Genomic DNA, 25684 nt, shown 5'->3' with positions numbered 1-25684 from the left:
CATGGGACGGTGCAGCGCCGCCCGCATCCCGGTAATTCCAGCCGCGGCAGTCCTCTCGGACCCCAGTCCCACCGCCTGACGAACACCCAAGCTCCGGATACCGACTCCGTATGAGCTGATCAAGACTCCGGCCTGCCGTCCGGATCGCTCGGCGCATTTGGGCGGACGCCCCGCCATTTCCTCCGCCGGCTCCGTTTTCGCTTCTGCTTTCAGTTTTGGCTCGTTCTCGCGATTCACCGCGCCGCTCATCTGCTGCGGGAATTCCTTGATACGTGCCGCATCGAGGAAGGTTCCGCATGAACCGCACACGCATGAACGACCGCTACTCCCGCACCCGTGCCGGCAGTGCCGATGGCTCCGGCCGTGGCGGCCGCCTCCGCTCGTCCAGCCCCAGCCGCGCCGGTGCCCCCAGCCGTGCCGGCGGGCCGAGCCGCTCCGGCGGCTACGGTCGTCGGCCCGCCGCGGTGCAGGGAGAGTTCGCGCTCCCGAAAACGGTGACACCCGCACTGCCGGCAGTCGAGGCGTTCGCCGATCTCGACATGCCCAGGCAACTGCTCGACGCGCTCACCGCAGAGGGCGTGAGCGTGCCGTTCCCCATCCAGGGTGCGACCCTGCCCAACACCCTTGCCGGCCGTGACGTGCTCGGTCGCGGTCGCACCGGTTCCGGCAAGACGCTGGCCTTCGGCCTCGCGCTCCTGGCCCGTACCGCCGGACAGCGCGCCGAGCCCCGCCGGCCCCTCGCGCTGGTTCTCGTCCCCACCCGGGAGCTCGCGCAACAGGTCACCGCCGCGCTCACCCCGTACGCCCGGGCGCTCAAGCTGCGGCTGACGACCGTCGTCGGGGGGATGTCCATCGGCCGCCAGGCCAGTGCGCTGCGCAGCAGCACCGAGGTCGTCGTCGCGACTCCGGGCCGGCTCAAGGACCTCATCGACCGTGGCGACTGCCGACTGAACCAGGTGGGCATCACCGTGCTGGACGAGGCCGACCAGATGGCCGACATGGGCTTCATGCCGCAGGTCACCGCCCTGCTCGACCAGGTACGACCGGAGGGCCAGCGGATGCTGTTCTCCGCCACCCTGGACCGCAACGTCGACCTCCTCGTGCGCCGCTACCTGACCGACCCCGTCGTGCACTCCGTCGACCCCTCGGCCGGCGCGGTCACCACGATGGAGCACCACGTGCTGCACGTCCACGGCGCCGACAAGCACGCCGCCACCACCGAGATCGCCGCCCGTGACGGCCGCGTGATCATGTTCCTGGACACCAAGCACGCCGTTGACCGGCTGACCAAGGACCTGCTGGCCAGCGGGGTACGGGCCGCCGCGCTGCACGGCGGGAAGTCCCAGCCTCAGCGCACCCGTACCCTGTCGCAGTTCAAGAGCGGGCACGTCACCGTGCTGGTGGCGACCAACGTGGCGGCGCGCGGGATCCACGTCGACAACCTCGACCTCGTCGTGAACGTCGACCCGCCCACCGACCCCAAGGACTATCTGCACCGGGGTGGGCGCACCGCGCGCGCCGGCGAGTCCGGCAGCGTTGTCACTCTGGTCACGCCGAACCAGCGCCGCGACATGACCCGTCTGATGGCGGCCGCGGGCATCGTCCCGCAGACCACCCAGGTCCGCTCCGGCGAGGCCGAACTGCACCGCATCACCGGGGCCCAGGCGCCCTCCGGCATCCCCGTCACCATCGCGGCGCCTGTGACCGAGCGCCCCCGGCGCAGCTCCGCCACACGCGGCCGGCGCAGTCGACGCCTCTCGCAGGCACCGCGCCGGGCCGCCCGGCGGCAGCCGGCCTTCGACACGGCGGCCTAGAAGGCTCACGATCAGGGAACTGACCACTGACCCATCTCTGAAGGAGGCACCTTGTGACACTGGTTCAGATGCAGCCCCGCCCGGCGAGCGCCGTCCCCGAGAACAGGACGCCGGTCGACGTCATGGACGGGGCCGGCCTCCGCGTGTGGGACGACATGACCGTTGAGGTGGCTCTTTCCGTCATGGCCAGTGCCCGCGCCGGGCACCTGCTCGTCTGTGACGAGGACAGCCAGTGCACCGGCGTGGTCACCCAGGCCCGGCTCACTGCCGTCCGCAACGACACCGCATATACGGACCGGGTTCGACTGCGCGACATTCACGGCGACCGTGGGCCTTTCGCCTCGCCGGTCACCGCGGTGGCCGATGCCGAGCACACGATGCGCTCCAGGCGCCTCGGGGTCCTGCCCGCCCTCGACGAGCACCGTCGCGCCCTGGGCTCCCTTTCCCGCTGAACCGCCTCACCCCACCCGGCCGTTCCCCCTGCTCCCTGCGAGGCCTCATGCGCTGCGTCATCGCCCGTTTCCCGTTCGACCTGACCAAGAGCGGGGTGCTGCAGTCGATGAAGGGCATCAAGCCCGAGCCCGTCACCGGAGAATCCGTGATCATCGGCCGCCGCCACTACCCCCTCAAGCAGGTGGGACAGGTCATCACCCGCCAGGACCGGCGTGATTTCAGCGCCGGCGAAGTCCGGCGGGCCATGACCCTCCTCGGCTTCACCTGCCACACCGTCCCCGCGGCCACACCACCCGCCCCCGGTCTCAGCCCTTACCAGCAGGCTTCCGCGATGCTCGGCGCGCCCGTCTCGGGCTGACCCGGCGGGCAGGCAGAAGCCGCTGCCCCGAACAGCAGTGGGGCCCGACCGGCGCAGGCCGGTCGGGCCCCACTCGGACGGACGTCCTCGCCGCGGTCACTCAATGGCCTCCGTAGCTGAAGGCGCTCCGGGCTCCAGAGTGGTGCGGGGCGGTTCAGGGCGAGACAGGCTCCATGACGAAGGGGTGCCCCTCAGCGAGAGACACCCCATCTGGCCGGCAACTAAGCTGACCTGCGCGGTGGGTGTGGGATTTTGAACCCACGGTGACGTTGCCGCCACGACGGTTTTCAAGAGCGCCGTGCTTCAAGCCTGTGTGGGGCTGTGACCTGCATCGAAGCGCGGCTTGCTGGGTCAGCTGTCCTGGCTGGCCCACATGGCCCACGGCGCCCTCGAAGAGGTTGTGCCCTACGAGGCGAGCCGGGTGGTCCTACACCCGCTTCAGGAGTTCGATCGCTGTGTGGGGCGACCTCACGGAACGGGCCCTTATGGCTGTCTGCCACTGGGGGCAGAGTTGCCGTTGTCTGCCCTCGTTCAGCGGCGTTGGTGTCAACTGGTGATGTCAGCCGGACGATCTGTGCCGCGCCGGGACCCGCCGGGACCCGCCGGGTTCCGGCTCGGTGAGCGACCTGGCCGGGCTAGCCGTTGACGCAGGCGTTGCCCGCCGCCGGGTTGAGCACTCCGATGACGTTCACGGTGTTGCCGCACGCGTTGACGGGGATGTTCACCGGGGCCTGTACGACGTTGCCGGACAGCAGACCGGGCGAGCCCGTCGCGGTCCCGACGGCCGAGGCGCCGTCGGGAGCCTCGGATGCTTCCTCCTCGACGGTCAGCGTCGCGGGGGCCGGGGGATTCAGGCCGACCGTGGTGATCGCTTCAGGGCCGTTGACGTAGGTTCCCGCCTCGTCGGCGGTGACATTCACCGTGACCGTGCAGGACGTCTGGTCGGCGGCCAGGTCGCCGCCTGCCAGAGCCACGGTGGCTGGGGAGTCTCGTTCGGCCCTGTTTGTGGTCCCGGAAGGGCCGGCTCGTGCCCGGTGGCCGGTCGTCAGGGCACGGTGTACCCGCCGTCGACGGGAAGCGCGATGCCGGTGACGAAGCTCGACTTGTCCGAGCAGAGCCAGACCACGGCGTCGGCGATCTCTTCTGCGCGGGCGATCCGCCCCAGGGGGTGAGCGGTGTCGAGCGCCTTGCGCTGGTCCGCGTCCAGGGCCGCGATCATCGGAGTGTCCACCAGGCCGGGGCACACGGCGTTGATGCGGATGCCGTGGGGTGCGGCCTCGAGCGCCGAGCTCTTGGTCATGGCGATCTCGGCGGCCTTGGTGGCCGTGTAGCCGGAGAATCCGGGGACGCCCACCAGCCCCGCGCCGGAGGACATGTTCACGATCGCGCCGGACCCCTGGGCCACCATGTGCCGCAGCTCGTACTTCATCGACAGGAACGCCCCGCGCACGTTGAGGGCGATCATGTGGTCGAGCATCTCGGTCGAGTAGTCCTTGGTGAGCTGGAACTCGCCGTCGTAGCCCGCGTTGTTCAACGCGAAGTCCAGGCGCCCGATGTCTGCGAAGGCGGCCTGGACGGCTTTCTCCACCTGGGACTCGTCGGTGATGTCGGCCACCACGTAGCGGGCCGAGCCACCGGAGGCTTCGATCAGGCGGACGGTCTCCTTGAGGGTCTCCGCGGTGCGACCGGCGACCGTCACCAGCGCCCCCTCGGCGGCCAGGGCCAGGGCGCTCGCCCGTCCGATGCCGCTGCCGCCGCCGGTGACGAGCGCCGAGGTGCCTGCAAACTGCTGGGTCATGTTTGTGATCTCTCTTGTTGCGGTGGGGTGTTGCCTATGTGGAGTGGTCGGTCAGGAGCGCCGAAGCACGGCGGTCACACTCGGACGAGGGCCCGGCGGCCGGCGCTGTGCGGCGGCACCTCGCAACGGTGGGAAGCGGGGTGCCGCCGATGGCCACCGGGGGCGAACCGTTCAGCCGGTGACCGGTGGTTCAGCGGTGGCCTCCGCAGGTGCCGAGGCTGTGGGCGGCACGAGCAGACGGCCCGCCGGGCATGGCGTCAGACCGCTGTGCCCTGGACGATGACCTCGCTGACGTTGACGTCGGCCGGCTGAGCGATGGCGTAGCCGATGGCCTGGGCGATGGCCGAGGCGTCGATACCGACGGCTTCGAGTGCTGCCCGCACCGCGTTCTGCTGCTCGGGGTTGCCTCCGGAGTGGGTGAGCTCGGTCTTGGTGAGGCCGGGGCTGACGACGGTGACGCGGATGTCGGTCGTCTCCTGGCGCAGGCCGTCGGACACGGCGCGTACGGCGAACTTCGTCGCGCAGTACACGACCCCGGTCGGGTCGACGCGGTACGCGGCGGTGGAGGCGACGTTGATGATGTGCCCGGACCGGCGCTCGCGCATGGCGGGCAGGACCGCCGCGATGCCGTGCAGCACGCCGCGCAGGTTCACGTCGATCATCTGGTCCCATTCGTCGACGCGCAGCTCCTCCATGAGGCCCAGCGGCATCACACCGGCATTGTTGACCAGGACGTCGACGCGCCCGTGGCGTTCGAGCGCGCCGGCGACGAAGGCGTTCACGCTGTCGCGATCGGTGACGTCCAGCTGTGCGGACTCGGCGCGGTGGCCGGCCTCGGTGAGCTCGGCGACCAGACGGTCCAGGCGGTCCACGCGCCGGGCGCCGAGGACGACCTGGTGACCGGCGGCGGCGAGGTGGCGGGCGGTGGCCTCGCCGATGCCGCCGGACGCGCCGGTCACCAGGACGATCTTGCGGTCGGAGGACGGGACGGGGTGGTTCATAGCTGTGCTTCCTCAGATGTTCTGCCGACCCTTGTGGCCGGGTGACACATCCAGAGCACCAGCGGCCTGGAACACCAGGAAGAGCTCTCCTTGACCCGGGGCGTGGCCTACGGGGGGTACAGCAATACCCCCTTCGGACAAGGACGCGGCCGGCCCGCAGAGCTAGCCTGAAATACATGAGCCAGCACGTGCCCGAGCCCGATATCCGGGACTTCCTGCGGACACGCCGGGCCCGCATCACCCCGGAGCAAGCCGGTCTGCCGCCGCACCCGGGCGTGCGCCGGGTGCCCGGTCTCAGGCGCGAAGAAGTCGCCCAGCTCGCTGGAGTGAGCGTGGACTACTACGTACGGCTGGAACGCGGACGTACGACGAGCGTCTCCGCTGCCGTCCTGGACGCCGTCGCTCGCGCGCTGCAACTGAACGACACCGAGCGTAACCATCTGTTCGCCCTGGCCAACCCCACCCGGCAGCGCCCGTATGCGAGAGCGAGCCAGCGTGCCCGCCCCGGGCTGCTGCGGGCGCTGGAGAACATCGCCGACGTCCCGGCCCTGCTCCTGGGCCACCGCCTGGACGTCCTGGCCACCAATCACCTGGCCCGCGCCTTCTACCGTGATTTCGAGGGCCTGCCGGCCGGCGAGTGGAACATGGCCCGCTACATGTTCCTCGACGACGCGGCCCGCGATCTCTACGTCGACTGGCCCGAGACCGCCCGCGAGAACGTGGGCATGCTGCGCCTGTACGCGAGCCACCATCCGCGCGATCCCCGGCTCGCCCGGCTGGTTGGTGAACTGTCCGTCGGCGACCGGGACTTCCGCAGGTGGTGGGCGGACCACGACGTGTACCAGCCCAAGTACGGCTCCAAGCGCTACCACCACCCACTCGTCGGGGACCTCACCCTTGGCTTCGAAGCCTTCACACCCATGGGCGACCCCGACCAGACGCTCGGCCTGTACACCGTCCAACCCGGATCACCCTCGGAAAGCGCCCTGCGCTTGCTTGCCAGCTGGACCGCTGACAGCACGCACATCCAGCCCGAGGAAGGCTTGGGGGGTGCGCCTGGCCCGCCTGGCCGTGGGGCGGCGGGGCGGGCCTGAGTGGCGAGGCTGGGATCGATCAGTGCCTGTCCGGCCGGTCATGCGTCTCGCTGAGGCGACCTCGGCTGAGGGGGACCTGCCGCTGCAGGTGCTCACGGCACGGCCCGTTGCTGTCTGCCTTGGCCGCGGTAGGCGGGGGCCGAGGGCTCGGCGCGAGGATGGCGCGACGGCGGCCGGGCGGGGAGGCGGCGAGGCGGGCCGTTGTGCGAGAAAGGGCCCCGCACAACGCCGCTCAGGCAAGGCGGCACCGCGCACCCGCGGCCGCGTTCGCAGCGTCGGCGATGCCGGCATCGAGCCTGTCGCGGGTTGCGACCAGAGCGCTGATCTGCCGATCGATGCGATCTCTTTCCGCCGCGAGCCGCTCGAGCAGCGGCGGCGGCACCATGCCGGTCGCGAGGTACGGCAGGATTTCCGCGATCGACTTGCTCGGCAGCCCCGCCTGGCACATCTCCTGGATCAGATGGACGTGCTTGACCCCGCTGTCCGGGTAGTGCCGCTGCCCACCCGGGCTGCGCTCGGAGGCAAGCAGGTTCTGCTCCTCGTAGTAGCGCAGGGCTCGCACGCCGACCCCTGCCTTCGCGGCGAGTTCGCCGATGCGCATCACCGAATCCCGGGCCGGGCTGAACCCACGGCAAGGCTGTGGTCCACAGCCCGGCCCCCGTTGATCCGTCATGTGAGCAAGAGTCACCATTCACCGCCCGCTCACCCGGCCCCCCGCCGGGAAGGAAATGAGCAACAGTGCAACGCCTGGAAGGCAAGGTCGCGCTCAGACCGGCGGCCTCGATGGCCCAAAGTGTCCGGTGGGACGCCCTGATCGGACAGCGTTCAGGTCCACACCTGGTCCACACACGATGATCCGAAGCGGCACAAGGGCGGTGCAAAGTGAGACAGGCCGAATACAGGAGGGGTGCTCCCTAATCGGAAGCACCCCTCCTGACCAGCATCTACGCTGATCTGCGCGGTGGGTGTGGGATTTGAACCCACGGTGACGTCGCCGCCACGACGGTTTTCAAGACCGTTCCCTTAGGCCGCTCGGGCAACCCACCTCGCGCCGCACCGGACGATCACGGGTGACGTGCGCGTGCACAGCCTAGCCCGTCAGCTGTCGCCCTCGCGCTGGCCCAGAATGACGTCGACCGTGGACTCCTTGCCGTCGCGTTCGTAGGTGAGGGACACCTTGTCGCCCGGCTTGTGGTTCCAGATCTCGCTGATCAGGGTCGGGCCGCTGTCGATGGGCTTGCCGTTGAACTTGGTGATGACGTCGCCCGGCTTGAGGCCGGCCTTGGCGGCCGGGCCGTCGGGGGTGACCGCGGGGGTGCCGCCGGTGCCCTGGGTGGCGATGGTGGCGCCGGCACCCTGGTCCGTCATGTTCACGGTGGCACCGATCACCGGGTAGACGGGCTCGCCGGTCTTGATGAGCTGCTCGGCCACGTTCCTGGCCTGGTTGATCGGGATGGCGAAGCCGAGGCCGATGGAGCCGGCCTGGGCCTGGCCCATGCCGTTGCCCGCGGACTGGATCGCGGAGTTGATGCCGATCACCGCGCCGCTCGCGTCGAGCAGGGGACCGCCGGAGTTGCCGGGGTTGATCGAGGCGTCGGTCTGCAGGGCGCTCATGTACGAGTTCTTGCCGCTGGAGCCGTCGCCCGAGGCGACCGGGCGGTTCTTGGCGCTGATGATGCCCGTGGTGACCGTGTTGGAGAGGCCGAAGGGCGCACCGATCGCGATCGTGGAGTCGCCGACGGCCACCCGGTCGGAGTTGCCGAGCGGCAGCGGGGCCAGTCCGTCGGGCGCGTTCTTCAGCTTCAGCACGGCCACGTCGTAGCCCTGGGCACGGCCCACGACCTCGGCGTCGTACGACTTGCCGCTGGGGAAGATCACGGAGAGCGTGCCGCCGTCGGCCGCGGACTCCACCACGTGGTTGTTGGTGAGGATGTGGCCTTCCCTGTCGTACACGAAGCCGGTGCCCGTGCCGCCCTCGCCCTCGCCGCCGTTGGCCTTGGCCTCGATGGTGGCGACGCTCGGCAGCGCCTTGCCCGCGACCGCGGCGACCGTGCCCGGCTCGCGCTTGAAGCCGGCGGGGGCCTCACCGGCGGAGACGGTGGTCGAGATGCCGCCGCCGTCGTTGCGCTCGGCCGCCCAGTAGCCGATGCCGCCACCGACGGAGCCCGCGACGAGCGCGGCGGCGAGCACGGTGGCGACGAGACCGCCGGAACGCTTGGGCGGGGCGGCCACGTGACCCGCCGCGGGTACGGGTGCTCCCCAGGGGGAGGCCGGCGGCGGGGGCCAGCCGCCCGCAGCGTGCTGCGTCACGGTGGGCGAGGCAGCAGGTACCGGCGGTACCTGCTGCGTCGGCGCATCCGCGCCGGCGGGCTCGTGCGCGGCGTGCGTCGGCGACGCGGCCTGGGGAGCGGCCGCCGGCGCAGGAGGTGGCACGGGAGGTACCGACGGGGCGCCCTGACCTGCAGTGCCCTCGTTGCCCTCGTTCTCGGTGCTCACAGCTCTCTCTCCTCGATTCCGCGAATCCGCGATTCCGCTGTCGGTACGCGTGGGGACCGGCGCGTCGGCCGGGCTCGTCGGCACGCATGCGCGGGTGCATATGGCACAGGTGCGCTGCGCTCAGCTTTTCCCACTGGCTGTCAGGCCACTGTAAGCGGGACCTGTGCGTATCCGCCCCACCCTTTATCCCGGACATTACGGACACGTGATCGACGTCCCCGTTCCGACGATGACACCATGACGCGGTGACACAACTCCCGATCCAGGTCGTCGCCCACCGAGGCGCATCGGAGGACGCCCCCGAGCACACCCTGGCCGCCTATGTGAAGGCCATCGACGACGGGGCCGACGCCCTCGAATGCGACGTGCGACTCACCGCCGACGGCCATCTCGTCTGTGTCCACGACCGTCGCATCAACCGCACGTCCAACGGCCGCGGCGCCGTCTCCGCCCTCGAGCTCTCGAAGCTCGCCGCGCTCGACTTCGGCTCGTGGAAGGACAGCGAGGAGAGCCCGGACTGGGGCGATCGCGAGTTCACTTCCGTCCTCACCCTGGAGCGGCTCCTGGAGCTGGTCGCCGACGCCGGGCGGCCGATCGACCTGGCCATCGAGACCAAGCACCCCACCCGCTGGGCGGGCCAGGTCGAGGAGCGCCTGCTCCATCTGCTGAAGCGTTTCGGCCTCGACACCCCCGCGACGCACGCCGAGTCGTCCGTACGCGTCATGAGCTTCTCCGCGCGCTCGCTGCAGCGGATCGCCACCGCGGCGCCGACCATCCCGACCGTGTACCTGATGCAGTTCCTCCCGCTGCGCATGCGCGACGGGCGGCTGCCCGCGGGCTCCCGCATCGCGGGGCCGGGGATCCGGCTCGTACGCAATCACCCCGCGTTCATCGAGCGCCTGCAGGCGGCGGGCAACCGCGTGCACGTGTGGACGGTGAACGAGCCGGAGGACGTCGATCTGTGCGTCGGCCTCGGCGTCGAGGCCATCATCACCAACCGCCCGAGGCAGGTTCTGGCCCAATTGGGCCGCGGTTAGCCGGCCCCACAGGCAAGCCCTGCGCGGAGCCGGAGCCGAACCCCGAACCGAACCCGGAGTCAGGACTGCGTCACCCGGAGTGACTACAGGGAGTGCACCGGCGCGTTCGGTCCGTGTTCGATCGTTACGAGTGCGTCACCAGACAGGGATTGGCCGGTTTCCGGTCCAGTCCAGTGGGGCATCCACACCGTGGCGTGGGGCAAAGGAGGTCTCGGGGGTGGCGTTGGTGGTGGCACAGGAAGTGCCCACGTCGTCGAGCATGGCCGTGCCCCATGGCCCTGCGGGCGTGGGCGAGGCAAGGCACCGGATGCGTGAGCAGCTGCGGCGCAGCGGGGTGTCCGAATCGGTCGTCGACGATGCTGTTCTGATCCTTTCCGAACTGCTCAGCAATGCCTGCCGGCACGGCAGACCGCTGGGCCGCGCGGAGATCGGGGACGGCGACATCCGCGCCGCCTGGCGCGTCGACAAGGCGGGCAGGCTGACCGTCGAGGTGACGGACGGAGGCGGTCCCACCCGACCGATTCCGGCCACGCCCTCGGTCACCGCGCACGGCGGCCGCGGGCTCAACATCATCAGTGCGCTCGCCCAGGACTGGGGCGTGCGGGACAGCGAGGCCGGTGAGGTCACCGTGTGGGTGCTCGTGACCGAAGGGCATCGTCGCGACGATTTCGCTACGCGCGTCACTGGCTCAGGACCCGGTTCCGGATTCGACTTCGTGGAAGCGTACGAGGAAACGTACGACGACGCCTAGGACGCCCCCACGGCGGGTGCACCGAGGCGTGCCCGAGACCCGGACCGCGACGCGCGCGACGACACCCTCGGACACGTAGCGACCGGCAAACGGGCCGTAACGGCTAGGCTCGCGCCCGAGACACAGGCACCACACAGCACCGCAGTCCTCGGGAGAGAGCCACACCATGGCCAAGAAGCGCCCCCAGACGAAGGCCGTCAAGCCTCAGATCGCCGACGGGGAGATCCCCGTCGTCGGCGCCCGCGAGCCCTGCCCGTGCGGTTCGGGTCGTCGCTACAAGGCCTGCCACGGCCGAGCCGCCTCGCACGCCGTGACCGAGCGGGTCCAGCGCCCCTTCGAAGGGCTCCCCAACGAGTGCGACTGGGTCGCCCTGCGGGAGCTGGTCCCTGCCGCGACGGTCGAACTGACCCTGAAGGACGGCCTGCCCGACGACGTCCCGTCGGTGACGCTCGCCACCGTCCTGCCGATGGCATGGCCCGCGCTGCGCCGCGACAGCGGCGCCGTACTGCTCGCTCTGCAGAACGACACGACCTCCGGCGACCTGAGCCGCGACATCGCCGACACGCTGCGCCGCGTGCTCGTCGCGAAGCCCGGCAGCCCGGTCTCCGCCGCGCGCGTGCCCGCGGACGGACCGCGACTGCAGGATCTGCTCGACCCGGCCGCGCCGTTCGAGCCCGTCATCCACAAGGGCTTCGAGTTCTGGATCCCGGACAACGCGGAGAACGCGGGCCCGGAGGTCGCCGCCTCCCTCGAGCGCGCCAACGCCGCCGCGATCCCGACCGTCAAGCTGACCGGCGTGGACTCGGCGTACTGGTGCGAGACCCCGGAGAAGAACCATCTGCGCTGGGTCATGCCGCACCCCGAGGAGAAGCTCCTCGACGCGCTCGCCCGGCTGCACGCCGCCGGGACGTCGAGCCTCACCGAGGAGACCCGGCTGGTCGGCTCGTTCCGGGCGCACGGGCTCATGGTCCCGGTCTGGGACCTGCCCCGCTCCATGGGCGCCGAGGAGTGCGAGAAGCCGGCAGCGGAATTCGCCGAGCGGCTGGGGGATGCGCTCGCCACCGACGCCCCGCTCACCGCGGAAGAGCGCCGGGCGCGCGGCGGTCTCACCAACCGCCAGGTGACGCTCAGCTGACGGTCCGGACGGGCACAGTGACGATTTCTGTCACCCGACAGGTGATCCCGGTCACACGTGCCCCCACGGGCCGGTAATTCCCTGTCCGAATACCCGAGATCGAATTTGCGAACAGCAGATCTCTTGTTACCGTTCTGGAAGCCCGGTCGCTGGTGCATCCCCCGTCGCCAGCGACCGGGCGTCGCTATTCACGGATTGCGACACGCGGCGCAGCCGTTGCTCAACCGCCCGTAACGACAGGGGAGTTGCTCCCCGATCGCAGCAACAGCGGCCCTTCTCCGAGATCTCCGGAACGCGCGAACTCCGCCACCGCCGCATACGCGTCAACTTCGGCTTCCGCCTTCTCGCGCGGTGTTTCACAGGCCCCGGGTTCATCGTCAGCTTCCACAACGCAATGGGTCTGTACGGTCCTGCCGCCGGGGCCCATGAGGCTCAGCACGGAGCTCAGCCTCTCGCCCGTCGCGTTGCGGTAGTACGTACGCGCCCAGGCGTCCCCGCCCTCGGCCAGGACGCACGTCTGGGCCTCGACACCGTCGGGCGAGGTGAGTTCCGGGCCGCAACGTTCGCTTGTCCGCCCGCGCCAGGGTGATGCGGTCGCATCGATTTCAGCCAGAATTCCGGGCCGCTCCGCCCTTTTGTCGTGCTCCGGAACGGACCTCGCCTCAGGTCCCGGCACACGGGCCGGTCCCGCGGATGCGGCGATCGGCAGCAGGGCGGCGGTGACGACCGCGAGCGCGAGTCCGGTCATGCGGATGTTCATGTGCGGCCCACCTGCCGGCGCGGGGACGTGTGAGGCTCCGGTCACGCGTGCGGCGTGACACGTGAGGTGATCGGTGGGCCGAAGATATCGACGGTGCGAGGGCGCCCGGGGCTCCGCGCGCCCAATTCCCGTAGAACTGGGCTCGGCTCACACCCGTAAGAGTGAGCCGAGCCCGGGATTCTTCACACCGTCGAGCCGAGGTGCGGCGCGGGCCGTCGGCGGTTCAGTACGTGAGCCGGGTGCCGTCCCCGGCCTCCGGCGGGGTGAATCCTTCGGCGGGCGCGCTCACGCTCGCCTCGACGAGCGCGTCGACGACGGCCTCCACGTCCGGCAGCCAGGGCGACGCCGAACCGGGCAGCGGGGCACGCTCCCAGCGCACCTGTCCCGTACCGGCCTCCGACGGTGGCAGCACCAGATAGCCGCCCTCGCCGTGGAAGCGGAGCGAACTGGGCACCCAGTCCTTGGCGTACAGCAGCTCGCCGAGCTGCTCCATCGAGTACGGGGCGACGAGCAGCGACCAGCGGGTGGGGGTCGCCACGACCGGGCCGAGCCGCATACCCATGCGGTCGAGCGCGGCGAGCGCCCGCGCCCCCGCCACCGCGGGCAGGCTCACGGCGCACGGCGCACGGCCTCCCGTCGCCAGCATGATCGGGGCCGTGGGGCGGTTGGTCCACCACCAGCGCACCATGCGCACGTCGGTGGTGGCCGCGAGGATTCCGGGATCGAAGGGGTGTGCGCCGGGAACGACGCACTCGGGGTCGGGGCAGGCGCAACCGCGTCCGCGGTCATCGCGTGCGGCAGGACCGAGCCCCACGCCGGGAAGCACGGGCCAGTGCCATGCCGTGGCGCAGGTGAGCGCCGCGTCGAGCTGGGCAGGCGTCCCCTTGTGCCGGAACCGGAGCCTGCGTCGCCTTCCGGGGATCTCGCGCATGAGCGCTCGTTCCTTTCCGTTGAACGCCGAGGGCCACATCACACCATGTGTGCGTCACTTCACTGTGCGTACCGCTGACGTGCCACTGCGTGCATCGTGCGTGCGCATCGCTTCGTGCGCACCATCGCTTCGTGCTCGTACTTCGCGCTCGCGCACGTGCTTCGCGCCGGCGCTTCGCTCTTCGTGCTTCGTACGCGCACACCACGGCAAGCATCACTGCAGGTGTTACTGCGTGCATCGTGCAGATCGTCGCATCACCGCCCCTCGCCATGAGCCTGCCAGGGGCATGGGCGCCCCGAGCCGCTGCGGCGACGAGCACCGCGGGGGCCGAACGAACGTGGGCCGTGTCCATTAAACGTGTGGCGAGGGGTGGCGCGTGCATGGCGCTTTACTGTCCCGCTGAACTGGTCCCTCTGAACCGGTTCCGCTGGTCCCGCCACTCGGGATGGGGCGCGGCGGCCTCGGCGACTAAGACGCCCGGGCTCCCCGCCAGGTTCCGGAACTGTCCCAACTGCCCCTGACCATCACCATTTACGTACCCACCACGTTCGGAATGACGCTCCCCCTGGGACTTCCGACTGTGGATCTTCGCCCCGGGAGGTGCCCCCTCTCGAACTCCCTCAGTCGACCGCAAATAGATGCCATGGGGGGCATTTTTTGGCCAAGTTAGCAGCACCCCGAACACCCCGTGGACACCAGCAATTCCGCCAGGACAATGCTGGACATCCCCTCACGTGTGCGTGTAGATGTGGATGCATTGATAGCTGCGCAGAATGACATGGGGGTTTGCGATGCTATTGGCCGAAACGCACCAGTCGGAAAGTCGGCTGCCATGAGCGCCCCTCACCTGCCGAAAGTGGCTGGAATCGATTCAGCGGTTCCCGCTTCCGCGCACACTGCCGCGACCCTCGCGGCCTCCCCCGCCCTCGCCCCGACGACGGCCCCCGGCGCGCTGATCCAGGACCGGCTGGCCGGCTGGGTCTCCGACCTCACCACCCTCCACGAACTCACCGAGCGCCTGGCCAGAACCAGCACCCGGGACGACGCGCTCCATGAACTCCTGCGCGCGGGCGCCGCCCTGGTCGGCGCCCGCCGTGGCATGGTGGTCCTGGAACCGCCCGAGGGCCGCGGCCCCGCCACCACCGTCGGCCTCGGCCTCGCCCACGCCGACCTCGGCCACATCGAGACCGTCCCGCGCAGCGCCACCCCCCACGGCCGGATCCTCGACGGAGCCCCCACGAGCGTCCCCGGCCCGGTCGCCCAGGCCGATCTGTTCCGCGACGAGAGCCTCGACCCACGCCTTCGCGAAGTCGCCGTCCGCCTCGGCTACGCGGCCAGCTACGCCCTGCCGCTCGCCACCGCGGAGGCCGGAAGGCTCGGCGTCGCCGTCTGGTTCTACGACGAGCCCGCCGAACCGGTCGAGCGCCAGCGCCATCTCGTCGGCCTCTACGGGCGGTACGCCACCGAGCATCTGGCCCGGCTCCTCGAGCTCGACCGGGCACGTGCCCGCATGGCGATCATCGCCGAGGAACTGCTGCCCAGCCGGCTGCCCCGGGTGCCCGGGGTCCGCCTCGCCGCCCGCCATCTCGGCGGACCGCGCGGCGGCGGCGAGTGGTACGACGCGCTGCCGCTGCCGGAGGGCGCACTGGGGCTCGCCGTCGGCTCCGTCTCCGGGTCGGGGCCGAGCGCCCTGGCCGCCATGGGGCGGCTCCGGGCGAGCCTGCGGGCGTACGCGGTGATGGAGGGGGAGGACCCCGTCGCCGTACTGTCCGATCTGGAGCTGCTGCTGCGGCTGACGGAACCGGCCCGTTCGGCGACCGCGCTGTTCGCGTACTGCGAGCCGGCCCTGAGGAAGGTCGTGCTCGCCGGGGCCGGGCACACCCCGCCACTGATCACCGGGGAGCGGCGGACCGAGTTCGTCGAGACCTCGCTGTCGGCGCCGCTCGGGATGCTGGCCTGCTGGGAGGCGCCGAGCGTGGAGTTCTCGCCCGGCCCCGGAGAGACCGTGCTGCTCTACACCGACGGGCTGCTGCGCCGCACCGGAGACCCCATGGACCGCGCGTTCGCACGGCTCCACACGGCGGCCGCGAGCGTCCCGAAGGCCACCCGCGAGGACCCGTCGGCAATCGTCGACCACGTGCTGCGGACCGTCCTGCCCGAAGGGCTCGGCACCGGCGCGGTCGGCGACGAGGACGACGAGGACGTGGTGATGCTGGCGGCCCGGTTCGAGTGACACACGCCACGGGCCGGTGGGCCGGGGGCGGGGAGGCCGGGGGCGGAAAGGCCGGGGATTCGCGCCGAGGGTCCAAGGACCCTGGGCCCGCTTCCGTACGACCGTACGATGGGTGAGGGTTCAATGTCGTACCAACAAGGAGGCGGACCCGTGGCCGAAGAGCTCACCCCGGAGACCCCGGACGAGACTGAAGAACAGCCGATCAAGCAGCGGAAGAACGGGCTGTACCCGGGAGTGTCCGACGAGCTCGCCGAGAACATGAAGTCCGGCTGGGCCGACACCGAGCTGCACGGTCTCGAGCCGATCGCGCAGGCCGCACACACCGCGCGCCGCCGCGCCGCGCTCTCCGCCCGCTTCCCCGGCGAGCGCCTCGTCATCCCCGCGGGCAATCTGAGGACCCGCTCCAACGACACCGAGTACGCCTTCCGCGCCTCCACCGAGTACGCGTACCTCACGGGTGACCAGACCCACGACGGCGTCCTGGTCCTGGAGCCCACCAAGGACGGCCACGAGGCGACGGTCTATCTGCTGCCGCGCTCCGACCGTGAGAACGGCGAGTTCTGGCTGGACGGCCAGGGTGAGCTCTGGGTCGGCCGCCGGCACTCCCTCGCCGAGGCCGAGCAGCTGCTCGGCATCCCGGCCGAGGACGTCCGCGGGCTCCCGCAGCAGCTGCGCGAGGCCACCGGACCGGTGCGCAACGTCCGCGGCCACGACGCCGGCGTCGAGGCCGCCCTGACCGACAAGGTCACCGCCGAGCGCGACGAGGAACTGCGCGTCTTCCTCTCCGAGGCCCGCCTCGTGAAGGACGAGTTCGAGATCGCCGAGCTGCAGAAGGCCTGCGACTCCACCGCCCGCGGCTTCGAGGACGTCGTCAGGGTCCTCGACAAGGCCGAGGCCACCAGCGAGCGCTACATCGAGGGCACGTTCTTCCTGCGCGCCCGCGTCGAGGGCAACGACATCGGCTACGGCTCGATCTGCGCGGCCGGACCGCACGCCACCACCCTGCACTGGGTGCGCAACGACGGCGCCGTGCGACCCGGCGAGCTGCTGCTGCTCGACGCCGGCGTCGAGACCACCGAGCTCTACACGGCGGACGTCACCCGCACGCTGCCGATCAACGGCCGCTACAGCGAGCTCCAGCGCAAGATCTACGACGCGGTGCACGAGGCCCAGGAGGCCGGGATCGCCGCGGTGAAGCCGGGCGCCGCGTACCGCGATTTCCACGACGCCGCGCAGCGCGTCCTCGCCACCAAGCTGGTCGAGTGGGGCCTGTTCGGGGACATGGACGTGGAGAAGGTGCTCGAGCTCGGCCTGCAGCGTCGCTGGACCCTGCACGGCACCGGCCACATGCTCGGCATGGACGTCCACGACTGCGCGGCCGCGCGGACCGAGACGTACGTGGACACGACGCTGGAGCCGGGCATGTGCCTGACCGTCGAGCCGGGTCTGTACTTCCAGGCCGACGACCTGACCGTGCCCGCCGAGTACCGCGGCATCGGCGTCCGGATCGAGGACGACATCCTCGTCACCGAGGACGGCAACCGGAACCTCTCCGCATCGCTGCCGCGGCAGGCCGACGAGGTGGAGGCCTGGATGGCCCGCCTCAAGGGCTGATCCGCGCAGGCGAAGACGGCGACAGGCAGAGGCGAAGCAGGAGGGCGCCCGGCTCAGGTGACTCTGAGCAGGGCGCCCTCCCGCCACTTCAGCATCTTGTCGAAGCTGACCACCGCACCGTGCCCCGGCCGGTTCCTGAAGTGGACGTGGTCGGCGAGCTGCTCGATCAGACAGAGTCCGCGGCCGTGCTCCGCGGAGGGCGGCGGAGCGGGGGCGACCTGGGCGAAGGGTGCTGTGGCCCGGCGGTCGGGAAAGCCGGGACCGGAGTCCGCCACTTCGATGCAGCACCTGTCGCCGTCCAGATACGCCGTCACGCGGTACGCCTCCGACGGGCCGCCGGGCCCCGCATTGCCGCCGTGCTCCACCGCGTTGGCGCATGCCTCGCTCAGGGCGACCGAGAGGTCGTAGGAGATGTCGGGGTCGACGCCCGCGGTCTCCATCGTGCCGAGGAGAAGGCGACGGGCGAGCGGAACGCTCGCAGCCTCGCGCCGCAAATGGAGAGACCACCAGATGCTCATGCTCCAGCCTCCTGGCTGCGGCTCGACATACCGTTACGTATTGCCGCAAGGCCGCGTCCGTAAGCGCATGGTTGACGTAAGAAGCCGCAAAGCCCTCATTCGGCGGACGCGCGTACGGCGTAGACGGGTGTATGTCGTGCACGCCGGGATGCCTGCCAGGGCGCACGTCGGGACGAACACGCCCTGGACACGCGCACGAAGCGCTCGCAAACGTGATCTTCCGGACCTGCCGATCGGCGGCCGGGGGCACAGTGCGATGATGTCCCGGCCATGTCTGCCCACCCGTCGGTCGAGCCCTCGATCGCACACGCCGGAGCCGGTCTTCGGCTGCTGAGGGCCGCGGTGTTCGCCGCGGTCTGCGTCGTGCTGTCCGCTCTGGGGCATGTGCTGGCCGGGTGCGCGACCGTCCCCTGGTGGACACTCCTGGCGGGCTTCCTGATCGTCTTCGCGGTGACGTCGCCACTCGCGGGGCGCGAGCGTTCGATGCCCGTCATCGCCACCGCCCTGGCCGGCGGACAGCTCGCCCTGCACACCCTCTTCGCCCTCGCACAGCGGCAGCTCGTGGCGGCGCCGACCGCCGACGACGCGCTGATCAGGACCGCGGCGAAGCTCCTGTGCGGCGCGGGAGCCGCTTCACTGAGCCCCGCCGACGCCCACCGGATCATCACGCGCGCCGGGATCGACCCGGCGGGCGTCGGGCACGTGGCTCACGAGCACACCGCCGGCGCCACGGCGGGCACCTCGGTGGAGGCAGCCGGACTGCTGCCGGACGTCCCGATGCTGCTCGCCCACCTGCTGGCCGCGGTCGCGACCGGCTGGCTGCTGCGGCGCGGCGAGGTCGCACTGTTCCGGCTGGCGCAGCTGTCGGCGCACGGCGCCACCGAGATCGCGGAGAGGGCGCTCGTACGTTCCCTGCGCGCCGCCCTGGTGCTCGTACGGGCCCTGCTCGCCGGACTGCCCGGCGCGCCCGGCACCGGTCCGCGCCCCCTCCTCCCGCCACTCGACGCACCCCTGCCGCCGGTGGCAACGGCACTCCAGCACACGGTGATCAGGCGCGGCCCCCCGGCCGCGTACGCACTCGCAGCCTGACGCGGCCCACTCGACGGGAGTGGTGCCGCAGCGCCCGCGCGCACCCGCGCCGAGGCCGATCACCCTCCTGCCGACATGGAGTGTCCACCTGCCATGAACAACGTCTCTCGTCTCGCCGTCGCCGGCGCCGTCGCCGCCTCGTCCGTGCTGCTGCTCTCCGGCACGGCCTTCGCGCACGTCAGCGTGCAGCCGCAGGGCGAGGCCGCCAAGGGCGGCTACACCACGGTCGTCTTCAAGGTCCCCAACGAGCGCGACAACGCCTCGACGGTGAAGCTCGAGGTCACCGTCCCCGCCGAGCACCCGCTGTCCTCCGTGATGCCGCAGCCCGTCCCGGGCTGGAAGGCCGTGCCCACCAAGACCAAGCTCGCCAAGCCGCTCACCGTGCACGGCAAGCAGATCACCGAGGCCGTCACCAAGATCACCTGGACCTCGGACGGCGGCAAGATCGCACCGGGCGAGTTCCAGCAGTTCCCGGTCTCGCTGGGACAGCTCCCGCAGGACACCGACCAGCTCGTCTTCAAGGCCCTCCAGACGTACGACAACAAGGAGATCGTGCGCTGGATCGAGGAGCCGAAGGACGGCGCAGCGGAGCCGGAGCACCCCGCGCCCGTGCTCAAGCTGTCGGCCGCGGCCGATGACCACCACGGCGGCGGCGCCGCGAAGGACGCACCCGACGACACGTCCGACGACAAGAGCAACGCCGGGCACCACGACGACGCGAAGACCGAGGCCGCCGCCCACTCCGACTCCGACGCCGGCGACACCACCGCCCGTGTCCTGGGCGTCGTGGGCATCGTCATCGGCGCCGCGGGCGTCGCGTTCGGCGTGCTGGCAGGCCGACGCCGCTCGGCCTGACGGCCTCCACGGAACCCCCCCGAAAGAGAAACCCCATGCACATCCAGAAGACCGACGTCCAAACCCGCCCGCGGCGGCGCACCCCTCTCATCGCGGTGATCGCCGCCGTGGCGGCACTGGCCGTCGCCGCGGGCTTCGCCCTCACCCGGGGCGACGACAGCGGCTCGTCCGGCAGCGCCTTCGCCGACGTATCCGCCCGGCCGAACACCAAGGCGGCCACCGTCCTGGACCGCCCCTTCGCGAAGCCCGACCTCGTACTGAAGGACACCAAGGGCAACACGTTCGACTTCCGTGAGCAGACCAAGGGCAGGCCGACGCTGATCTACTTCGGCTACACGCACTGCCCCGACGTCTGCCCGCTGACGATGAGCAACATCGCCATCGCCAAGAAGAAGCTCCCCAAGGCCGACCAGGACAAGCTCCAGGTCGTCTTCGTCACCACCGACCCCGAACGGGACACCTCCGCCGAGCTCGCCAAGTGGCTGCCCGCGGCCGGCGACCCGTCGTTCGTCGGCCTCACCGGTGACTTCGCCACCATCCAGGCAGGCGCGCGCCAGCTCGGCATCGGCATCGACCCGCCGAAGAAGGAGAAGGACGGTTCCGTCGTCTCCATGCACGGCGCGCAGGTGATCGCCTTCTCCCCCACGACCGACCAGGGCTACGTCCTGTACGGGGAGGACACCACCTCGGACGACTACGCCAAGGACCTGCCGAAGATCGTCAAGGGGGAGAACCCGTGACCCGCCGCACCGCCCACCCGTCGCCCGGCCACCGCCCCCCAAGGCGCTTCGCACGGAGTCTGACCGCCGTCATGGCCCTCACCACGGGCCTGGCCCTGGCGGCCTGTTCGTCGTCCGGCTCCGCGCCCGAACTGAAGGTCAGCGGAGCGTTCATGCCGCAGCCCGTGGGCGACATGGCGGGTGGCTTCCTCACCGTCACGAACAGCGGTGACACGGCGGACAAGCTCACCTCGGTCACCAGCAGCCTCTCGGACGACGTCCAGATCCACGAGACGAAGAGCCAGAAGATGCAGCAGGTGACGTCCTTCGACATCCCTGCCCACGGTGAGCTGAAGCTCGAACGCGGTGGCAGCCACATCATGTTCATGGCCATCAAGAACGAGCCGAAGCGGGGCGAAAAGGTCGGCATAGAGCTGCACTTCGAGAAGACGGACCCGATCAAGGTCGAGCTTCCCGTCGAGGCACAGACCCACAACCCGAAGCAGCACTGAGCTACTTGAGGGACTGACGACACATCATGATCACCACCGCCCCGCGCTTCGGTACCGCGACTCTTCTGCGGCTGCTGCTCATCACCGCGGCGCTGCTCGGCACCGTGCTCTCCGGCACGGCGAGCGCGCACGCCGCGCTGACCGGGAGCAACCCGAAGGACGGGGCGGTGCTCGCCGCCGCCCCCAAGGACGTCACGCTCACCTTCTCCGAGCAGGTCGCCATGGGGAACGACTCGATCCGGGTCCTCGACCCCAGCAGCAAACGCGTCGACACCGGTGAGCTGCAGAACCTGTGCAGCGGGAGCATCGTCAAGTACGGCGTCTCGCTGCACGCAGGCCTGCCGGACGGCACGTACACCGTCGCCTGGCAGGCCGTGTCGGCCGACAGCCACCCCATCGCCGGCGCCTTCACCTTCTCCGTCGGAGCGCCCTCGCAGACCGCGGTGGAACTGCCGAAACAGGAGGCGGGCGGCGGACTCGTCGGCACGCTCTACGGCATCGCGCGGTACGCGGCCTACGCCGGGTTCATCGTGCTCGCGGGCGGCGCCGCGTTCGTCCTCGCCTGCTGGCCGCGCGGCGCGGCCGAGCGGCCCCTGCAGCGGCTGGTCGCGCAGGGCTGGGTGACGCTCACGGCGGCGACCCTGGCGATGCTGCTGCTCCGCAACCCGTACACCGGCTCAGGGGAGTTGGCCGACGCCTTCGACCTGAGCGGGCTGAAGGCCGTGCTGGAGACCAAGACCGGGGCCGCGCTGGTGTCCCGGCTGCTGCTGCTCGGGGCGGCGGCACTGTTCGTGGCGGTGCTGTTCGGGGCGTACGCGAAGCGGGCCGACGACGGTTCCGACGCCAAGGAGAAGGGCGATCTCACCTTCGGCCTCGCCGTCGGCGGAACGGTCGTCGCGGCCGGGATCGCCGCCACCTGGGCGCTCTCCGAGCACGCCTCGACCGGTCTGCAGCCGGGCATCGCCATGCCCGTGGACGTGCTGCACCTGCTGGCCGTCGCCGGCTGGCTCGGCGGCCTGGTGGCAGTGCTCGTCGCGCTCTACCGGACGCCCTCTCTCGACCGCACGGCCGTACTCCGCTTCTCACGGGTCGCCTTCGCGTCCGTCGTCGTGCTCACCCTGACCGGGCTCTACCAGTCCTGGCGCCAGGTCGGCTCCTGGACGGCGCTGACCGGCACCTCGTACGGCCAACTCCTGCTGGTCAAGGTGGGCTTGGTCGCCGTGCTCGTCGGGATCGCATGGATCTCGCGGCGGTGGACGGCGCAACTGGCGAAGGAAACGGCGGGCGTTGCGGAGACCGGGACGGAACCCGAGCCGGATCCTGAGACCGAGCCGGACCCCGAGACCGAGACCGAGAACGAGACCGGGACCGTCCCGGACCCCGCCACCGTCGACCCCGAGCGCGCCGCACAACTCGCCCGCCAGAAGACCGCGTTGGCGACAGCCCGCCGCAAGCGGATCAGGGACGCCGACCCCGCCCGCACCGGACTGCGCCGCTCGGTGCTCACGGAAGCGGGCATCGCCGTCGTTCTCCTCGCCGTGACGACCGTGCTGACCTCCACCGAGCCCGGACGTACGGAAGAGGAAGCCGCGCGGGCAGCCGGCGCACCGACGTCCACCGCCGTCCCCGACCGGCCCGTCGACGTCACCCTGCCGTTCGACACCGGCGGCAAGGACGGTAGGGGCACCGTCCGGCTCACCATCGACCCGGGCCGCTCCGGCGCCAACGACCTGCACGTATGGGTGAACCGGCCCAACGGACGGCCCCTGGACATCCCCGAGGTGAAGGTCGCCTTCACCCTCACCGCCGAGAAGATCGGCCCCCTCCCCGTCGTCCCCGACCGCGTCGCGAGCGGCCACTGGAGCGCAAGCAACCTCCAGATCCCGCTGCCGGGCGAGTGGCGGGTCCAGATCACCGTACGGACGTCCGACATCGATCAGACGACCGTCGACAAGAACGTCAAGATCGGCTGACCGAATGAACACACGACATGAACGCACCGCACGGATGCCCGCATGGATGCCCGCATGAGTGACACCGGCATGGACAACATCGAGATCTCACGACGCCGACTGCTCGGCACCGTGGGTGCCGCGGGAGCGACCGGCCTGGCGCTGGGCGCAGCGGGTGGCGCAGGGGTCCGCGCGGCTGCCGCCGGCGAGCCGGCCACCGCGCTGACCACCGTCGGCTCCGCCGCCGAGTCCTTCCACGGCGACCACCAGGCGGGCATCACCACGGCGACGCAGTCCCGCGGCCATCTGATCGCCTTCGACCTGGCGCCCGGGGCGGGCCGCAAGGAAGCGGTCGCGCTGATGCGCCGCTGGTCGGCCACGGCCTCCCGGCTGATGGCCGGCGAACCGGCCGGCGACGGCGACACCGCCGTCGCCCTCGACGCCGGCCCCTCACTGCTGACGATCACCTTCGGCCTCGGCCGCACCTTCTTCGACCGTACGGGCCTGGCCGCACAGCGCCCCGTCGAGCTGGACCCGCTCCCCGCCTTCTCCTCCGACCACCTGGACCCACGGCGCTCCAACGGCGATCTATGGGTGCAGATCGGGGCGAACGACGCACTGGTCGCCTTCCATGCCCTGCGCGCGATCCAGAAGGACGCGGGCGAGGCGGCCCGGGTGCGCTGGCAGATGAACGGCTTCAACCGTTCGCCGGGCGCAACCGCGCAGCCGATGACCGCCCGCAATCTCATGGGCCAGATCGACGGCACCCGCAACCCGAAACCGTCCGAGCCCGACTTCGACCGTCGGATCTTCGTCCCGGACACGGGACAGCCCGCGTGGATGGCCGGCGGCTCGTACGCCGTCGTCCGCAGGATCCGCATGCTCCTCGACGACTGGGAGCAGCTGTCCCTCACACAGCAGGAACGCGTGATCGGCCGGCGCAAGTCCGACGGCGCCCCACTGACGGGCGGCGGCGAGACGACCGAGCTCGACCTCGACAGGACCGGCCCCGACGGCAAGCTGATCATTCCTGACAACGCCCATGCCAGGATCTCGGCCCCGGAACAGAACGGGGGCGCGGCGATGCTGCGACGCCCCTACTCCTTCCACGACGGAATCGCCGAGGACGGCACGCCGGACGCGGGCCTCCTCTTCGTCTGCTGGCAGGCGGACCCTCTGAAGGGCTTCGTACCGGTGCAGCGCAAGCTCGACCGGGGCGACGCGCTGTCCACGTTCGTCCGCCACGAGGCGAGCGGCCTATTCGCCGTGCCCGGCGGCCCGCGGAAGGGCGAGTACGTGGGGCAGCGGCTGCTGGAGTCGTAGGAGGCGCGAGCGCACTAGGGTGGCTGGTATCCGCCAGTAGTTGCCCGAGCGCCAGCAGGGATGCCGTATGTCCGCCACGCGATACACGTACCTCGGTCCCGAAGGGACCTTCACCGAGGCCGCCCTGCGCACACTCCCGGAAGCCGCGACACGGGAGCTGGTCCCGATGGTGTCCGTACCGGCCGCGCTCGACGCCGTACGGAACGGGGACGCTGCTGCCGCGCTCGTACCGATCGAGAACTCCGTGGAGGGCGGCGTCACCGCCACCCTCGACGAGCTGGCCTCCGGCGAACCGCTGATGATCTACCGCGAGGTGCTGCTGCCGATCGCCTTCGCGCTGCTGGTGCGGCCGGGCACGAAGCTGTCCGACGTGAAGACGGTGACCGGCCATCCGGTCGCCCAGCCACAGGTGCGGAACTGGCTGCGCGCCCATCTGCCCGACGCCGTATGGGAATCCGCGGCATCGAACGCGGACGGCGCTCGGCTGGTGCAGGAGGGCCGCTTCGACGCGGCCTTCGCGGGTGAGTTCGCGGCGTCGACGTACGGCCTCGAACCTCTGGTCACCGAGATCCACGACGCGGAGAACGCGGAGACGCGCTTCGTCCTCGTGGGCCGCCCGGCCCGGCCCGCCGCCCCGACCGGCGCGGACAAGACGTCGGTGGTGATCTGGCAGCGCGAGGACCACCCGGGCGCGCTGCTGGAGCTGCTCCAGGAGTTCGCGGTGCGCGGCGTGAACCTGATGCTGCTGCAGTCGCGGCCGACGGGTGCGGGCATCGGGAACTACTGCTTCGCGATCGACGCCGAGGGCCATATCGCGGACCGGCGGGTCGGCGAGGCGCTGATGGGGCTGAAGCGGATCTGTCCGAAGGTGCGGTTCCTGGGGTCGTATCCGCAGGCGGGGGTCTCGGCGGAGAATATGCGCGCGCTGCGGGCCGGGACGTCGGACGCGGAATTCGTCGACGCGGCGGAGTGGCTGGCCCGCTGTCAGGACGGCCGGGCGTAACCCTGCGTTTCCTTTGACCGGTTCTGTCCGCGCGATCTTCCCACTTTTCGTTACCCACAGAAGTTATCCACAGGGCTGCAACTCGACCTGGGGACAAGTCGACAACGTCGATCCACATCGTCGACAAATCACCCCAGTCGCCCCACATGCGTCCACAGCCCACCCGGTCGCCCGTGTCAGCTCAATTCCTTTGATCAACTCTATGGAGCGAGGAATTCCCACTCGAATGAGTGCATGG

At 70.7% G+C, this 25684-nt stretch carries 23 protein-coding genes, 1 tRNA gene and 1 pseudogene; 16 read left to right on the top strand and 9 right to left on the bottom strand.

Going from position 1 to position 25684, the window contains the following annotated elements:
* Positions 1-296 precede the first annotated feature (296 nt).
* Genes ACWCP0_RS14525 through ACWCP0_RS14515 form a run of 3 tightly spaced genes read left to right on the top strand, consistent with a single transcriptional unit; the run spans position 297 to position 2625 of the window.
* Positions 297-1814, top strand: coding sequence for a DEAD/DEAH box helicase (locus tag ACWCP0_RS14525; protein WP_451079141.1), 1518 nt, complete (start codon positions 297-299; stop codon positions 1812-1814).
* Positions 1815-1867: 53 nt separating this feature from the next.
* The gene (locus tag ACWCP0_RS14520) at positions 1868-2266 is read left to right on the top strand and encodes a CBS domain-containing protein (protein WP_451079140.1); all 399 of its coding nucleotides are present in this window, start codon (positions 1868-1870) and stop codon (positions 2264-2266) included.
* A gap of 47 nt (positions 2267-2313) precedes the next feature.
* Positions 2314-2625 (top strand): SCO5918 family protein, encoded by a 312-nt coding sequence (locus ACWCP0_RS14515; RefSeq protein ID WP_451079139.1) that lies wholly within the window; start codon positions 2314-2316, stop codon positions 2623-2625.
* 638 nt (positions 2626-3263) lie between these two features.
* On the opposite strand, the pseudogene ACWCP0_RS14510 reads toward ACWCP0_RS14515, so the two are convergent.
* The 3 genes and pseudogenes from ACWCP0_RS14510 to ACWCP0_RS14500 form a co-directional block, all read right to left on the bottom strand.
* Positions 3264-3674, bottom strand: a pseudogene (locus ACWCP0_RS14510) (chaplin); the annotation flags it as partial.
* Positions 3671-4423: a glucose 1-dehydrogenase gene (locus ACWCP0_RS14505; RefSeq protein WP_451079138.1), complete on the bottom strand. Its 753-nt coding sequence runs from the start codon at positions 4421-4423 to the stop codon at positions 3671-3673. The gene ACWCP0_RS14505 and the pseudogene ACWCP0_RS14510, both read right to left, overlap by 4 nt.
* A 257-nt stretch (positions 4424-4680) precedes the next feature.
* On the bottom strand, positions 4681-5424 hold the full coding sequence (locus ACWCP0_RS14500) for an SDR family oxidoreductase (RefSeq protein WP_451079137.1): 744 nt from the start codon (positions 5422-5424) through the stop codon (positions 4681-4683).
* 176 nt (positions 5425-5600) lie between these two features.
* Here ACWCP0_RS14500 and ACWCP0_RS14495 point away from each other — a divergent pair, with 176 nt between their 5' ends.
* On the top strand, positions 5601-6518 hold the full coding sequence (locus ACWCP0_RS14495; protein WP_451079136.1) for a helix-turn-helix transcriptional regulator: 918 nt from the start codon (positions 5601-5603) through the stop codon (positions 6516-6518).
* Positions 6519-6750: 232 nt separating this feature from the next.
* On the opposite strand, the gene ACWCP0_RS14490 is transcribed toward ACWCP0_RS14495, so the two are convergent.
* The 3 genes from ACWCP0_RS14490 to ACWCP0_RS14480 all read right to left on the bottom strand — a co-directional run bounded on the left by ACWCP0_RS14490 (position 6751) and on the right by ACWCP0_RS14480 (position 9014).
* Positions 6751-7119: a MerR family transcriptional regulator gene (locus ACWCP0_RS14490; RefSeq protein WP_451079135.1), complete on the bottom strand. Its 369-nt coding sequence runs from the start codon at positions 7117-7119 to the stop codon at positions 6751-6753.
* Positions 7120-7477: 358 nt separating this feature from the next.
* Positions 7478-7564 (bottom strand) — tRNA-Ser (locus ACWCP0_RS14485).
* Between the two features lie 52 nt (positions 7565-7616).
* Positions 7617-9014 carry a trypsin-like peptidase domain-containing protein gene (locus tag ACWCP0_RS14480; RefSeq protein WP_451079134.1) on the bottom strand — a complete coding sequence of 466 codons (1398 nt, stop codon included), beginning with the start codon at positions 9012-9014 and terminating at the stop codon, positions 7617-7619.
* 245 nt (positions 9015-9259) lie between these two features.
* Between ACWCP0_RS14480 and ACWCP0_RS14475 the strand changes: the two genes are divergently transcribed.
* The 3 genes from ACWCP0_RS14475 (at position 9260) to ACWCP0_RS14465 (ending at position 11937) form a co-directional block, all read left to right on the top strand.
* A complete protein-coding gene (locus ACWCP0_RS14475) occupies positions 9260-10051 on the top strand; it encodes a glycerophosphodiester phosphodiesterase (RefSeq protein WP_451079133.1) in 792 nt (263 codons plus the stop codon).
* 130 nt (positions 10052-10181) lie between these two features.
* Positions 10182-10802, top strand: a complete 621-nt coding sequence (locus ACWCP0_RS14470; RefSeq protein WP_451079132.1) for an ATP-binding protein — start codon at positions 10182-10184, stop codon at positions 10800-10802.
* Positions 10803-10968: 166 nt separating this feature from the next.
* A complete protein-coding gene (locus ACWCP0_RS14465; RefSeq protein WP_451079131.1) occupies positions 10969-11937 on the top strand; it encodes a DUF5926 family protein in 969 nt (322 codons plus the stop codon).
* A 220-nt stretch (positions 11938-12157) separates the two neighbouring features.
* Here ACWCP0_RS14465 and ACWCP0_RS14460 read toward each other — a convergent pair whose 3' ends face one another.
* Positions 12158-12697: a hypothetical protein gene (locus ACWCP0_RS14460; RefSeq protein WP_451079130.1), complete on the bottom strand. Its 540-nt coding sequence runs from the start codon at positions 12695-12697 to the stop codon at positions 12158-12160.
* A gap of 223 nt (positions 12698-12920) precedes the next feature.
* Positions 12921-13628 (bottom strand): bifunctional DNA primase/polymerase, encoded by a 708-nt coding sequence (locus tag ACWCP0_RS14455; RefSeq protein ID WP_451079129.1) that lies wholly within the window; start codon positions 13626-13628, stop codon positions 12921-12923.
* Positions 13629-14343: 715 nt separating this feature from the next.
* On the opposite strand from ACWCP0_RS14455, the gene ACWCP0_RS14450 reads away from it, so the two are divergent.
* Together ACWCP0_RS14450 and ACWCP0_RS14445 are read left to right on the top strand one after the other, a co-directional pair.
* Positions 14344-15861, top strand: a complete 1518-nt coding sequence (locus ACWCP0_RS14450; protein WP_451079185.1) for a PP2C family protein-serine/threonine phosphatase — start codon at positions 14344-14346, stop codon at positions 15859-15861.
* Positions 15862-16011: 150 nt separating this feature from the next.
* Positions 16012-17475 carry an aminopeptidase P family protein gene (locus ACWCP0_RS14445; protein ID WP_451079128.1) on the top strand — a complete coding sequence of 488 codons (1464 nt, stop codon included), beginning with the start codon at positions 16012-16014 and terminating at the stop codon, positions 17473-17475.
* 53 nt (positions 17476-17528) lie between these two features.
* On the opposite strand, the gene ACWCP0_RS14440 is transcribed toward ACWCP0_RS14445, so the two are convergent.
* Positions 17529-17993 carry an ATP-binding protein gene (locus ACWCP0_RS14440; RefSeq protein ID WP_451079127.1) on the bottom strand — a complete coding sequence of 155 codons (465 nt, stop codon included), beginning with the start codon at positions 17991-17993 and terminating at the stop codon, positions 17529-17531.
* A 270-nt stretch (positions 17994-18263) separates the two neighbouring features.
* On the opposite strand from ACWCP0_RS14440, the gene ACWCP0_RS14435 reads away from it, so the two are divergent.
* The 7 genes from ACWCP0_RS14435 (at position 18264) to pheA (ending at position 25446) form a co-directional block, all read left to right on the top strand.
* Entirely contained in the window at positions 18264-19082 is an 819-nt protein-coding gene (locus ACWCP0_RS14435) for a hypothetical protein (RefSeq protein ID WP_451079126.1), read from the top strand.
* A 75-nt stretch (positions 19083-19157) separates the two neighbouring features.
* Positions 19158-19937 (top strand): YcnI family copper-binding membrane protein, encoded by a 780-nt coding sequence (locus ACWCP0_RS14430; protein WP_451079125.1) that lies wholly within the window; start codon positions 19158-19160, stop codon positions 19935-19937.
* Between the two features lie 35 nt (positions 19938-19972).
* Positions 19973-20677 carry an SCO family protein gene (locus ACWCP0_RS14425; RefSeq protein WP_451079124.1) on the top strand — a complete coding sequence of 235 codons (705 nt, stop codon included), beginning with the start codon at positions 19973-19975 and terminating at the stop codon, positions 20675-20677.
* Between the two features lie 71 nt (positions 20678-20748).
* On the top strand, positions 20749-21168 hold the full coding sequence (locus ACWCP0_RS14420; RefSeq protein WP_451079184.1) for a copper chaperone PCu(A)C: 420 nt from the start codon (positions 20749-20751) through the stop codon (positions 21166-21168).
* A gap of 26 nt (positions 21169-21194) precedes the next feature.
* Complete coding sequence (locus ACWCP0_RS14415; protein ID WP_451079123.1) at positions 21195-23141, top strand: copper resistance CopC/CopD family protein; 1947 nt, start codon at positions 21195-21197, stop codon at positions 23139-23141.
* Between the two features lie 69 nt (positions 23142-23210).
* Positions 23211-24443: an iron uptake transporter deferrochelatase/peroxidase subunit gene (gene efeB / locus ACWCP0_RS14410; protein ID WP_451079183.1), complete on the top strand. Its 1233-nt coding sequence runs from the start codon at positions 23211-23213 to the stop codon at positions 24441-24443.
* Positions 24444-24510: 67 nt separating this feature from the next.
* Positions 24511-25446 carry a prephenate dehydratase gene (gene pheA / locus ACWCP0_RS14405; RefSeq protein ID WP_451079122.1) on the top strand — a complete coding sequence of 312 codons (936 nt, stop codon included), beginning with the start codon at positions 24511-24513 and terminating at the stop codon, positions 25444-25446.
* The last annotated feature ends 238 nt before the right edge of the window (positions 25447-25684 follow it).

The sequence above is a fragment of the Streptomyces sp. NPDC001970 genome (assembly GCF_053594115.1).
Note: the sequence above shows the minus strand (reverse complement) of the source record. Positions and strands in the feature narration are given on the sequence as shown.